This is a genomic window from Mesorhizobium sp. M0571, from assembly GCF_040320985.1.
In the GTDB taxonomy this organism is placed as follows: domain Bacteria; phylum Pseudomonadota; class Alphaproteobacteria; order Rhizobiales; family Rhizobiaceae; genus Mesorhizobium.
The window spans coordinates 1-11,369 of sequence record NZ_JAMYQT010000087.1; the positions used below are offsets into that span (position 1 = coordinate 1).

At 62.3% G+C, this 11,369-nt stretch carries 13 protein-coding genes; 2 read left to right on the plus strand and 11 right to left on the minus strand.

Annotation, left to right across the window (positions count from 1 at the left end; all coding sequences use genetic code 11):
• Nucleotides 1-162: 162 nt before the first annotated feature.
• The gene (locus NKI85_RS36075; protein WP_352532399.1) at nucleotides 163-1,707 is read right to left on the minus strand and encodes a winged helix-turn-helix domain-containing protein; all 1,545 of its coding nucleotides are present in this window, start codon (nucleotides 1,705-1,707) and stop codon (nucleotides 163-165) included.
• Between the two features lie 173 nt (nucleotides 1,708-1,880).
• On the opposite strand from NKI85_RS36075, the gene NKI85_RS36080 reads away from it, so the two are divergent.
• Nucleotides 1,881-2,582 (plus strand): alpha/beta fold hydrolase, encoded by a 702-nt coding sequence (locus tag NKI85_RS36080; protein ID WP_352532401.1) that lies wholly within the window; start codon nucleotides 1,881-1,883, stop codon nucleotides 2,580-2,582.
• A gap of 253 nt (nucleotides 2,583-2,835) precedes the next feature.
• Here NKI85_RS36080 and NKI85_RS36085 read toward each other — a convergent pair whose 3' ends face one another.
• The 8 genes from NKI85_RS36085 to NKI85_RS36120 form a co-directional block, all read right to left on the minus strand.
• Nucleotides 2,836-3,297: a DoxX family protein gene (locus tag NKI85_RS36085; RefSeq protein WP_502896246.1), complete on the minus strand. Its 462-nt coding sequence runs from the start codon at nucleotides 3,295-3,297 to the stop codon at nucleotides 2,836-2,838.
• A gap of 96 nt (nucleotides 3,298-3,393) precedes the next feature.
• Entirely contained in the window at nucleotides 3,394-3,873 is a 480-nt protein-coding gene (locus tag NKI85_RS36090; protein WP_352532405.1) for a tetratricopeptide repeat protein, read from the minus strand.
• 31 nt (nucleotides 3,874-3,904) lie between these two features.
• Nucleotides 3,905-4,876, minus strand: coding sequence for an MBL fold metallo-hydrolase (locus tag NKI85_RS36095; RefSeq protein WP_352780607.1), 972 nt, complete (start codon nucleotides 4,874-4,876; stop codon nucleotides 3,905-3,907).
• A gap of 96 nt (nucleotides 4,877-4,972) precedes the next feature.
• Nucleotides 4,973-5,200: a DUF680 domain-containing protein gene (locus tag NKI85_RS36100; protein ID WP_352532409.1), complete on the minus strand. Its 228-nt coding sequence runs from the start codon at nucleotides 5,198-5,200 to the stop codon at nucleotides 4,973-4,975.
• Between the two features lie 49 nt (nucleotides 5,201-5,249).
• Entirely contained in the window at nucleotides 5,250-5,495 is a 246-nt protein-coding gene (locus NKI85_RS36105) for a DUF680 domain-containing protein (RefSeq protein ID WP_352532411.1), read from the minus strand.
• 399 nt (nucleotides 5,496-5,894) lie between these two features.
• Nucleotides 5,895-6,737: an anti-sigma factor family protein gene (locus tag NKI85_RS36110; RefSeq protein ID WP_352532413.1), complete on the minus strand. Its 843-nt coding sequence runs from the start codon at nucleotides 6,735-6,737 to the stop codon at nucleotides 5,895-5,897.
• Nucleotides 6,734-7,276 (minus strand): sigma-70 family RNA polymerase sigma factor, encoded by a 543-nt coding sequence (locus tag NKI85_RS36115; protein WP_352532415.1) that lies wholly within the window; start codon nucleotides 7,274-7,276, stop codon nucleotides 6,734-6,736. Before NKI85_RS36115 ends, NKI85_RS36110 begins: the two co-directional genes overlap by 4 nt.
• Before the next feature lie 846 nt (nucleotides 7,277-8,122).
• Complete coding sequence (locus tag NKI85_RS36120) at nucleotides 8,123-8,260, minus strand: hypothetical protein (RefSeq protein ID WP_352532417.1); 138 nt, start codon at nucleotides 8,258-8,260, stop codon at nucleotides 8,123-8,125.
• 358 nt (nucleotides 8,261-8,618) lie between these two features.
• Here NKI85_RS36120 and NKI85_RS36125 point away from each other — a divergent pair, with 358 nt between their 5' ends.
• Nucleotides 8,619-9,719: a flavodoxin family protein gene (locus tag NKI85_RS36125; RefSeq protein ID WP_352532419.1), complete on the plus strand. Its 1,101-nt coding sequence runs from the start codon at nucleotides 8,619-8,621 to the stop codon at nucleotides 9,717-9,719.
• A gap of 374 nt (nucleotides 9,720-10,093) precedes the next feature.
• Here the strand turns inward: NKI85_RS36125 and NKI85_RS36130 are convergent, their stop codons facing one another.
• Together NKI85_RS36130 and NKI85_RS36135 are read right to left on the minus strand one after the other, a co-directional pair.
• Nucleotides 10,094-10,486 carry a cupin gene (locus tag NKI85_RS36130; RefSeq protein ID WP_352780608.1) on the minus strand — a complete coding sequence of 131 codons (393 nt, stop codon included), beginning with the start codon at nucleotides 10,484-10,486 and terminating at the stop codon, nucleotides 10,094-10,096.
• Nucleotides 10,487-10,494: 8 nt separating this feature from the next.
• Nucleotides 10,495-11,369, minus strand: an 875-nt coding sequence (locus tag NKI85_RS36135) for a 4-hydroxyphenylacetate 3-hydroxylase C-terminal domain-containing protein (protein ID WP_352780609.1), incomplete at its 5' end; no start/stop codon positions are given.

Genomic DNA, 11,369 nt, shown 5'->3' on the forward strand with positions numbered 1-11,369 from the left:
GCACACCCCGAAACACAAATCCCCATAGCTCACCGCGTGCGGCCCGCGGGTTCCTGCATGAGAGACTTTCGTACGCCTGACGGCACCCGAAACCCTTCAGCATGTTGGTCATTCCACCGATCCGGTCCGTCCGCCAAGAGCGGACATAAGCTACCGAAGCTCCTATTCCGGCAGGCCGGCCACTCGCATCGCGTCGGTGACATCATCGATGATCTCAGGCGCAAGCCCCACCGCCGCCGACCAACGGCTAATCGTGAAATGCGGATCGAGCGACAGCAGCCGGGATCCCGCTGTTTTTGCCTGCTCGATCCGGCCAAGCCGGGCAAGGGGGGCGGCCAGCCATCCGTGCAGGATGCTGAAGCCGGGGTTCAACTCAACCGCTCGCCGGCCTGCAGCTATGGCCTGCTCATGCCGGCCGGCGAGGAAATTGCCGAAACCGATGATGCCCTGCGGCACGCAGCTCATGGCGTCGAGGGGACTCAGCCGCATGGCCTGCTCGCACCAGTCAATGGCGCGTGCCGCATCGCCGCCATAGGCGACCGGCACGCAGCCGAAAGCATAGACGAAGGCGCAGGAAGCGCTGAGCGCCAGAGCCTGCGCGAACGCCTCGTCGGCCAGCCTGCGGTCATGCTCGACCAGGCCGATGGTGAAGCCGGCCAAAGCCAGCGCCATGGCATCGCCCGAACCGTGCTCGATCGCCGCATGGGCATGGCGGGAGGCCTTGTCACTATGCTCGGCCTGCATACCGCCGCGGATGAAAAGCGTCTGGTGCGCCCAGGCGGCAAATCCGTGCGCAAGCGCATAACTCGGCTCAATGGCGAGTGCCTGGTCCAGCAGCGGCAGCCCCTTGGCGGCACCCTGCGGCATGAAGGTGTAGACGTCGGGGAGTGCGCGCAGAAAAAGATCGTAGGCATCGAGACTGTCGGGTCGCCTGCGCTTGATGCGTTCGATCTCGGCCCGGCGCAAGTTGGGCTCTATGGCCGCGACCACGCTGACAGTGATCTCGTCTTGCAGCGCGAAGACGTCGGTCAACTCGCGGTCGTAGCGTTCGGCCCACAGATGCCTGCCGTCCTCGGCGTCGATGAGCTGGCCGGAAATGCGGACCCGGCTTCCCACCTTGCGCACGCTGCCTTCCAGCACATAGCGCGCGCCGAGCTCGTGTCCGACCTGCTTCACGTCTACCGCTCGACCTTTATAGGTGAAGCTTGAATTCCGCGCGATTACGAACAGCCAGCGGATGCGCGACAGGCCGCTGGTAATGTCTTCGACCATGCCATCGGCAAAATAGTCTTGATCCGCATCGCCGCTCAGATTGACGAAGGGCAGCACGGCGATGGAGGGGCGGGCGGGAATGCTCAGCCTCGGCTTCGGCTGCTCCACTACAGCCGCCGCTTCAGCCTCTTCGCGCACGGTGCCGACGAAACGAAAGCCCCTGCGCAGGATGGTGCGGACGAGGCGCTGCTGCTCGCCATTGTCTTGAAGAGCGCTGCGGGCGGCGTTAACGCGGCTGGCCAGCGTGGCGTCGGAAACGATGCGTCCCTGCCAGACCGCATCGATCAGATCGTCCTTGCTGACCACCCGCTCGCGATTGCGGATCAGATATTGCAAGAGGTCGAACACTTGTGGCTCGACGGATATCAGGTCGTTGCCGCGACGCAGTTCGCGCCGGTCGCCGTCTAGTGCGAAATCCTCGAAAAGATACGGCAAATTGCTGACTCCGGAACGCAGCTAATAGCGATTCTGGACACTGTAGCCGTGTCGTGGCCGCAAAATCAAAGCCGTCTCAAGGGAAAATCAAGAGGCCCTGAAGGTCACCTCAAAGCGGTGTAGCCGGCCCGGCGGCATAGTCCTTCTGCAACCAACGCAAAAGGAGAACTCAAATGTCGCACACCGCAGCAAATTCCGTCATCCTGGTTCATGGGGGCTTCGTCGATGGCTCCGGCTGGGAAGGCGTCTACCATCAGCTGAAGAAGGACGGCTATGACGTCACCATCGTCCAGAACCCGACGACGTCGCTCGCCGACGATGTCGCGGTGACGAAGCGCGCCATCGCCGAAGCCAAGAGCGACGTCATCCTTGTCGGCCATTCCTATGGTGGCGTGGTGGTGTCGGAAGCCGGCACCGATCACAAGGTAGCCGCCGTCGTCTATATCGCCGCCTTCGCGCCGGATGCCGGTGAATCGGTCTCGACCCTGATCGCCAACCCGCCGCCCGGCGCCCCGGTGCCGCCGATCCTGCCGCCTGTCGACGGCTTCCTGATACTCGACAAGCAAAAGTTCGCCGCATCTTTCGCCGCCGATGTCCGTCCCTCGCTCGCTGCCTTCATGGCGGACTCGCAGGTTCCGTGGGGTATTCCGGCGCTCGAAGGCAAGGTCACCGAGCCAGCCTGGAGAGTGAAGCCGAGCTGGTATCTCGTTGCCGCCGACGATCATATGATCCCTCCGCCGGCGCAGCGTCAGATGGCCAACCGGGCTGGAGCGACAACCGTTGAAGTGCCCGGCAGCCACGCGGTCTACGTCTCCGATCCCGCAGCCGTCGCCAGGATCATCGAACAAGCCGCCAAAGGCGTCGGAAATAACTGACCCGCATCAATCTAACGGGTGGCCCGGGCGACCGGCGCCTGCGCCGCGCCCGGCAGCAGACATAGAAGGTATCCACATTGGAGGTCATGTTCGCGGCCTAAATCGGCCGGTAGGGGCGGTCCTATCCGTGCCGATAAGCGGACCTCGATGGCGACACGCCACGAGCGGCTTGCACCATGAGGGGTCACCCGAGGCAGTTTGTGGGGTGCCGATCGGGCGGGGGGTTGATATGAGACCAGGCGTGTTGGCCGATTCAGAATGGAAGCTTGATATCGCCTACCGATAGAGGGCTACCGGCCGCTATGAGCGCGGCAAGCGTCTCTCTGTCCTGTTGCCGGCGCTTCACCAAGCCTTTCAGCACCCTGTCGAGGGATATCGTCCCGCCGCCGGCGACTGCCAGGACGAACATGCCGCCGGCTATGGCCAAGTCCTTGTCGAAATGCAGCAGTTCATTTTGACTGGCGAAATTGGTGTGGAACAGCGCTGCCGTTGCCAGACAGAACAGGCCAAGTGAAACCGCTGCCAGGCGCGTCAGCAAGCCGAGGCCGACGGAAAGACCGGCTCCCAGTTGCAGCGCTATGGTGGCCACGAGAAGCGGCAGACTCACACCGAGAGCTGCCGTGGATTTCGCGGCACCGTCGAAATGGGTCGCCAGCTCAAAGCCTTCATGCACGAAGAGCAGGGAGAGCAGCAGGCGACCCGCCAGCAGGGTCAAGTCGGTGAGATGTAGTTTCGAGGCGGTTTGTGTCGTTGTCACGATTGGCTCCAGGCAAAGGGGAAAGAGCAGGCGCCTTGCGGCACCTGCCTGACTTCATTTGGTCACTTTGGTGTCGATGGCCTTTTGCAGGTCCGCGCGTTCCTCGCAGCCTGCCGGGCAGAGCTGCGTCAGCGATGCCAGCTGCTCGCTGGCCTTGGCCATGTCACCGGTCTCGACATAGAGTTCGCCGAGATATTCGCGCGCGGCCTTATGGTCCGGCTTCAGTTCGAGCGCCTTGGTGTAGTAGGTCAGCGCGGTCGTGTAGTCACCGGTCTTGCGCAGCGTGAAGCCGAGCAGATTGTAGACGTCGGCCTGCTGTGTGTCCTGTGCGAGATCACGCAGATCGGCCAATGCGCCCTTATAATCCTTGGCGTCGATCTTGGCCTTGACGGCGGTGAGGTCGGGCGCGTCGGCGCCTTCGATGTCGTCGACCGCAAAGGCTGGCATGACTGTCGCGACGGGAACTACAGTCAGTACGGCAACGGCCCCGAGCAGGCCGAACAGGGCGTGCCTGTTGAAGAGGGAAGGTTTCATTGTCTTTCTCGCTTTGTGGGGATTGCCGCGCTTAAATTTGCACGGGGGTGAAGCCGTACGCATTGCCGTCCTTGACGAAGGTGCCGGTGCCCGGGAACGGGAAGTGCGAGCCCGAGATCCGGATATTGTCGGTAATCACACGATCGATCACTTTGTGGCACGCGGTGATCGCCGTCGGCCCGTCCTGGTCGTAGCTGCCTTGCCACTCCGGATGCGGCGCCAGCAGCGCCGGCACGTACATCGTGTCGGCCGAAATCATGATCTGTTCCTTGCCAGAGTTCGCCAGGTAGACGGAGTGGCCGGGCGTGTGACCGGGCGCCGCGATGATCTGGATGCCGGGCGCGACTTCGGCACCGTCCTCGACTAGCTTCCAGTTCTTCCATTTCGGGAAGTTTTCGGCGATGCGCTTGCCCGCCGGCTTGCGCCCTTCCGGCAGCTTTGCCAGCCGGCCGGGATCGGTCCACCAATTATATTCGGTGGCGTTGACGACGAGTTCGGCGTTCGGGAACACCGGCGCGCTGGTGCCCTTTTCCATCAGGTCCCAGACGTGGTCGGGATGGAAATGCGAAATCATGATGGTGTCGATGGTCTTGTAGTCGATGCCGGCGGCAGCCATGTTGGCCGGCAGGTGGGTGGCATTGGTCTGCCATTGGCGGACACCCGATCCGGCATCCATCATGATCAGCTTGCCGTTCATCTTGAGCACGACGACGGTGAGCGGGATGGGCATGAAGTCTGTCGTCAGGCCGGCCTTGGCAAGGGCGCCCTTGGTGTCCTCGACGGTGACATCCTTGATGAAGGCCGGGTCGTGCGGCTTGCGCCAGATGCCGTCATAGATGGCGGTGATCTCGATATCGCCGACCTTGTATTTGTAGAAGCCGACGGTCGGCTCCACCGGTGTCTCGGCCAATGCGGGACGGGTAAATTCCAGCTTTCCAGCGAGGCCGAAAGCGGCAGCGGCGGCCGCGGACCCAAGCAATGTGCGACGTGTCATGTTGAACATGATGATCTCCTGTGTGAAGCAGTGAGGGGATGGCGGAGAGCCGGGCGTGGCCCTCCGTCGTGATTGCGGAACTGTTGTGGTCCTGGCCCGAGAAACTCAGTTGCCCCAGATGCCTTGGCCGTACTGAGCCGGCACGCTGGCATTGGCGTCACCCTGTACCTTTTCGGACTTTCGGATCGAGCCGGTGTGCGACGTGTCGATTTTTGAAACCGAATGGCTGGCGACCAGCTGGCTGGAAGTGTTCGAGTCGTAGTGGTCGCTGCCGGCGAAGGCCGTGCCAGTGGCAACGAGGATGGCGGCAGCGGTCAAGACGATCTTTTTCATGTCGCTGGTTCCTGTTTGTGAGTGGGTGAGAGAGTGTTCGGAGGCGCGTTCAGCGACCCCAGATTCCGTCGTTGTTATGCCGGGTGATGATGTCCTGAACCGACCCTTGGCTCGGCCCGGTCGTCACCTTGGTATCGACGCCGTCCTGGCGCGAGGTGTAGGGGGTGGAAGCCGTCGCATTGGTGTCGACAGTCGCGACCGGCTGGTTGGAATTGTTGGCGCCATTGTCGCTGCCGGCAAAGGCAGCGCTTGAGGCAAGCAGCATGGCAGCCACGCTGAGAGCGAGCTTGGTCATTTCGGTAGGTCCTTGTTTCGTTTCTTGGTTGCGTGCCGGGAAATTGGCCCCGCTAACAACAAGACTCGCCAAGGGATCCCTTTATTCCCGAGTGGCGCGAAATTCTTTTGGAAGTCCCGAGATCAGGGGGTGGCGGTCGCCTGGAACTGGGCCAGCCGACGCCGCACGACAGATGGCGGCGCCAATGAAGGAAGGAATGGTGGAAAACTACGGACCTGCTCGGAGCCCGCGTGCGGGTTTCCCGCTTCGTCAAATCAATAGGTCATTGCAAGCGCGCGCGTCGCGTCCGAAGTCGGCACCATGCTGCTGCCATGGCCCATCGGCCCACGTAGGGCCTGCGCCAGCGGTGGTGTCGCATTTGAGTCGCATTTGATAAGCAGAGGTCTGGACGGTTGGCTATCAGCCCGTCACGACAGCGGCGCGGAAGCGCGCCACGAAATCCTCGAGCTCCGGCCGCTCCATGTCAGAAATCGCCCAGTAGGAGAAGGCGCCGTCGCTCCATTGCACCAGCGAGAAGCCGCCCTCCGAAAGATCGACAGGGTCGGTTACCGCACCGGCATTTTGCGGCTCGGCGACAAGGGTGATCAGATGTTCGCGGTGGCGATACACCAGTGCCGGCACCGCTCGACCGCCGATGACCTCGACCCTGCCGCCGATGAGCGCAAATCCGTCCTTGGCCATGTCCGGCGCCGGTGGCGAAAGGCCGAGCCTTGCGTCGAGCCAGGGCTTTACCGTGTGCCGGTCCGACGAGACGACATCCACCGGGCTGGTCGCCAGCAGGCTGCGCTGGTGGCCGCTGGCTACCCCTGCGGCAAAGCTGTCGGTTGCACCAGGCTGCATCGCCCATTGCGTGGCGCCGCTGGCCAGCACCGCGCTGATCATGATCGACGCCGCCATGGCGCGCCAATCGAATGATCCGAAATTGCGCGTCGACCACCTGGTTCGAGCGGGCTTCGCTTGTGCCGGCTGCGCTTTGGGTCGCAGCACTTCAACGTTACCGACTGCGGCCATGGCTGCGATGCGCGCGCTGAACGAGTCGCTCACCTGTGGCTTCGGAAGCGTGGCCACCGCCCCTAGCAAGGCCATGACGCGGGCATGTTCTGCCGCCAGCTTGGGATCGGCGGCGATGCGGCGCTCGACAGCCATTGCCGCAGCGGCATCGAGCTCGCCATCGACCAGTGCATGCAGCATCAGGTTCATGCCTGCGGCGTCCTCGGGCAATCCATCATTGTGCGCGCTCATTGCGCCCTCCCAAGGTCAGAGATCAGCAGGCCGCGCGCCCGCGCCAGCCGCGACATCACCGTGCCGATCGGCACGCCGAGCATCGCCGCGATATCGCGGTAGGCGAGGCCATTGATGTCGCGCAGCACGAGCGTCTCGCGGAACGGTTGCGGCAGGGCGGCGATCGCCGCTTCCAGAGCCGCCGTGTCGGGCTTGGCAATGAGGCTCGCCTCCGGGTTTTCGCTATCGGGTACATCGACTGCGCGAGCGGCGGTCATCTCGTCGAGATCGCCGAGGTCGCCCACCGAGACGATGCTGCGCGGGCGATTGCGCGCCAGCCATGTGTAGCACGAGTTGCGAACGATGGTGAGCAGCCAGGCTCGTGCATTACCGCCGGCATAGCTGGCGATGCTCGCATGTGCCTTCATGCAGGCGTCCTGCACGACGTCCTCGGCGTCGGTAGCATTGCCGATCAACCAACGGGCCAGCGAAAGCGCGTCGGCGAGATGAGGCATTACCACTTCGCTGAAGCGGTCGGCCCGCGCATCGCTGCTCAGCATGGGTACACCGTCATATGCGCCTCGTCTTGAGCTGTGCTCATGGGGCGAGGATGGTTCTGCCTTGCGAGCTAACCCAGCGGAAATATGCCGGGCCGCCAGCGGCGGTGAAAGTGAAGGCAAGTGTCTCATCGATGTCAATCACACACCGGGCCGCAACGATGCGTCCATCCAGATGCGTTCTCGAGCACAAGCATTGCCGAATTCACGACCAGCATCGCATCCGTGGCGCCAGGGCTTTCTCGATCTCGGCCGGCGCAGGATTTCTCGACAGGCAGGCGCGAAGCCAACCGGCCGGCGGCGCCAAACCCATGGCCCTTCAGGGGGCTCGTGAACGTATTGGCCGATGCCGTCGTGCTCGTCAGTGCTGGGGCTTGCAGTGTGGCGTTCCTTCAAGGTCAATCAGCAGCGTATGCATGGAAGACCAGGGTAGGCGGTGTTTTATTCCCGGATGCCGCAATCTTTTCACGGCTAACTGATTGGCCGGCGTGACGCCGGAATCAAGGCTTCTTCGCGCCTGTCGCTTCTCGCACCAAGGTCCTGAATGGCGGAGATAATCGTTTCCCCGCAAACGCACGGCAAGGGTCCGTCGCGGGGCCGCTGCGCACGCAGGGCCAGCGGCCACGCGGCGACCGCGCCGCTAACCGGCGATATGAATTCTCCCCGCGCATGTGACGCTCCAGAGACGTTACCACGCTTCGATCGCGTGGTCTGAGCCTGCTTCACGCTAGGGAAAGTCAAAATCTAAGGCCAATTTGTAAGTCTACGAATACTTCCGAATGACCGCTTGGGGTCAGATCGCGACAATGATTGTGCGGAAATGAATGTCTGCTCTGCCAAATCGGGAAATCAGAACCAGCCAGTCGGCTTCCGGCCCCATAGCTGGCGCCGCCGCCCGAAGCGGTCGGCCAGCGCGCCGTCGAAAGGGGCGAGGATCGCAACCACGAGAGACGGAGCGGTGACCAGAAGACGGACCAGCAGGTGCATTGGGTTGGCCTTCGAATGCCGCCTGAAGCCCGGGAGCGAAGGGGCTGATGAGCGTGTTGGACAGGATCGTCAGCGTCGCCGAAAGGAGTAGCGCGACAGCCCGCCCATCGCGGAGGAGTGAAAGCATCGGAGGGGTCTCTCGTGTTCTATTGAGAAAGGAAGATCGATCGTTGATCGTTCCAGCCGACCTGTCGGACCTGTTGATTCCCTGGATTGCGCGGCCTTCGCACACGCAAGCTGCGCCGCGCATAAAGCCGCGGACTGTGTAGGCGGCTCGCAGTTCCGAGCGGGTGCATACCGCCGGCGCGGAACGCTCCTGTGATCCCGCGCGTTGTGCCTTCGCGACTGAGGGTTCCAGATGTTCGATTGGATGAAGCCCGGAAAGGCCCCGGAACCGCGGAAGGGCATGCCCAGTCCGCGGCTTGGGGAAGACGAATTCAAGCGCCGCTTCCGCTCGCAATTTCATGACCCGGCCTTTGATTCACTAGAGGGAGAGCTCACCAAGGTCACGGAGGCGGCGTGGGACGCTTACAAGCATTCGCGCAAAAGTCCGTGCACCCGCAAAGCTGGTCCGGAATTCGCCGAACCGGATTACGACTTGGCTGTGGACTGGTACAATGCTCATCAGGCCGTCGGAGCCGCTCAGCAGCGGCATGAGGACCAGAGCCTTCCTTCGCGCATCCTTCTGATTAACTGCTCATCCCGCTCCGAGCACACCTGCCCAAGCGAGATGTCGAAGTCCTGGCGGCTTGTCGAAATCGCACGCGATGTGATCGAGGCCGCTGGCGAGGTGGAAGTCGAGCTGCTCGATCTGTCGCGGCTCGCCTCCGAATACGGGCGCAACATCCATCCCTGCAAAGCGTGCTTCTCGACGGCGCCGGCTCTGTGCCATTGGCCGTGCTCATGTTATCCGAACTATTCGCTCGGCCAGACCCAAGACTGGATGAACGACATCTACCCAATGTGGGTGGCGGCCCATGGCATAATGATCATTACGCCCGTAAACTGGTATATGGCCTCGTCGCCGTTGAAGCTGATGATGGACCGGCTGGTCTGCGCCGATGGCGGCAATCCCGACCCGACCCGGACGCACGGCAAGGACGCGAAAGAGGCGAAAGAGCTGGAGCTTTCCGGCTGGGATTATCCCCGCCATTTGGAAGGCCGGCTGTTTTCCGTGGTCGTCCACGGCGATGTCGAAGGTGCGGAAAATGTCCGGCGCTCCATTTCCGACTGGCTCTGCTTTATGCATCTCTGTCCGGCGGGAGCAATGGCAGAGCTCGACCGATACATCGGATATTGGAAGCCCTACGCAACGAGCCATGATGAGCTCGATGCGGACCACGCCATCCAGGAGGAAGTCAGGAATGCGGCGCGCACTCTGTTGGACGGAGTTCGCGCAAAGCGATCGGGGCAGCTCATCGCGGCGGGCCAGGAACTCACCCAACCGCGGCAGAAGTGAACGGGTCAGCAATCGGGACAACCGGGCCCGAACTATCTCATTCCCTCGAAGAAAAACCGCGATCCGCCGGGCAGGTGGATTCCGCATGTTGAACACCGCCAAAAACCGGCCGCAGCAAGAGAACCTTCTGCAGATATCAGAAGAGCATTCAGTAAAAGGCCGTCAAACCCGTCCCTGGAAGCTCCAGATGAGAATGGTTGCGTTGGCATCAGCTACCGCGGCAGCGGTTTAGTTCAATCACAAAACCAACAAATCCGGAATCCCCTTCGATTCCGTCAAATCGTGAACCGCCTCTACCTGCAGTGTGCTGGGTGGAAGGACCTTGATCAGCGACTTGGCCGACACCGAAGGGTCGACCGCTTGGTCGCTGGACATCATTCGAAAAGTTGGGCCTCGTAGTAGTGTAGCTCGAGCAGCAGGCACCCGGTCTGCGACCGGAAGGGACCGTGATAGACGCCAGGCGGCCGGCAGGCGTAGGTGTTCGGGGCAAAACTCGGCGACGCCTCTTCGACCGAAGTTCCGCCAACGATGAGATCTCCCGATACGAGATAGACTTCTTCCCAGTAGTCATGCACGAACGGCATCGTCGTATAGGCGCCTGGTGCAAACCGAAGCAGCCGCGTCCGATTCCCGGTCTTGCCTGCCTCGTCGAGCCGGCCGGCAAGAATCTTCTGCTCGATGCCGGACGGGTAACCAGGCGGCGAATGCCAGCCGTCCCCGGTCATGTCGATCGTGTGAAATTCCTTATGTTCCTTTCGGATCGGCATGGCAAACCTCAAGCGGCAGCCAGAGCGGCACGGTCGACCTCGTCTTCCAGCGAATAGCTGTCCAGCATGTGATCGGCGAGCTGCGTGCAGCGGTCCCAGTCGAAGGTGCGGAAGCTGTGCCCCTTGGTCACGAAGGTGGCGCCTGCATAGAACATCTCGTATTGCAAGTGGCGCGAGGCGAACTCCGACCCGACCGCATCCCAGGCCAGCTTGAAGAATTTTACCCGGCCCTCCGACGAGAGGACCGGCGATTGCTGCGTCCTTTCAATCAGACTGCGCAGCTCCGGATCGGCGAAATCCTGGACGGAGGACGGCAGCATGATCAGTCCGCCGCCCGCCAACTCGCGCAAGGCCAAAATCACCCCGGCATAGAGCTGCTGTGTCAGCACCTGAGCCGAATAAAGCGTATGTGCGTCGGGCACGAAATAGCCGCCAAGCATGCTGCCCTTCACCTCCATGGCGTGCACCAGCGCGTCGACCATGGTGTTCTGCGCCGCGAGCGCTCCCAGCGTCTCGCGCACCTGCGGAAAGTTGATGACGCCGTTGGTCTCGGCAATGCGCCGGGCAATGCCGACGAGGAAGCGCATCTTCACCATCAGGCGGATCTGCGCCTGGTAGTTCTGGAACACATGCGCCGGGGTGGCGTGGAACTGCCGTTGGCACATGGCGATGTCTTGGCTGACGAAGATTCGGTCCCAGGGAACTTTCACATCGTCGAAGTAGAGCACGGCATCGTTCTCGTCGAAGCGGCTGGCGAGCGGATTGTCGAAGATACTGACGGCGCTCTCCTCGTAGGATTTGCGCGACAGGATCTTCAGCCCGCCGGCATTCATAGGCACGGCGAAGGACACCGCATAGGGCTCATCGCCCTCCCGCAGCGGCT

What these genes read in the sequence shown, in the direction of transcription:
- NKI85_RS36105 (WP_352532411.1), bottom strand. Translation starts at nt 5,495, where the DNA reads ATGACCAAGCTCGCTCTCAGCGTGGCTGCCATGCTGCTTGCCTCAAGC.
- NKI85_RS36095 (WP_352780607.1), bottom strand. Translation starts at nt 4,876, where the DNA reads ATGTTCAACATGACACGTCGCACATTGCTTGGGTCCGCGGCCGCCGCT.
- NKI85_RS36120 (WP_352532417.1), bottom strand. Translation starts at nt 8,260, where the DNA reads ATGCACCTGCTGGTCCGTCTTCTGGTCACCGCTCCGTCTCTCGTGGTT.
- NKI85_RS36080 (WP_352532401.1), top strand. Translation starts at nt 1,881, where the DNA reads ATGTCGCACACCGCAGCAAATTCCGTCATCCTGGTTCATGGGGGCTTC.
- NKI85_RS36090 (WP_352532405.1), bottom strand. Translation starts at nt 3,873, where the DNA reads ATGAAACCTTCCCTCTTCAACAGGCACGCCCTGTTCGGCCTGCTCGGG.
- NKI85_RS36115 (WP_352532415.1), bottom strand. Translation starts at nt 7,276, where the DNA reads ATGCTGAGCAGCGATGCGCGGGCCGACCGCTTCAGCGAAGTGGTAATG.
- NKI85_RS36125 (WP_352532419.1), top strand. Translation starts at nt 8,619, where the DNA reads ATGTTCGATTGGATGAAGCCCGGAAAGGCCCCGGAACCGCGGAAGGGC.
- NKI85_RS36130 (WP_352780608.1), bottom strand. Translation starts at nt 10,486, where the DNA reads ATGCCGATCCGAAAGGAACATAAGGAATTTCACACGATCGACATGACC.
- NKI85_RS36100 (WP_352532409.1), bottom strand. Translation starts at nt 5,200, where the DNA reads ATGAAAAAGATCGTCTTGACCGCTGCCGCCATCCTCGTTGCCACTGGC.
- NKI85_RS36110 (WP_352532413.1), bottom strand. Translation starts at nt 6,737, where the DNA reads ATGAGCGCGCACAATGATGGATTGCCCGAGGACGCCGCAGGCATGAAC.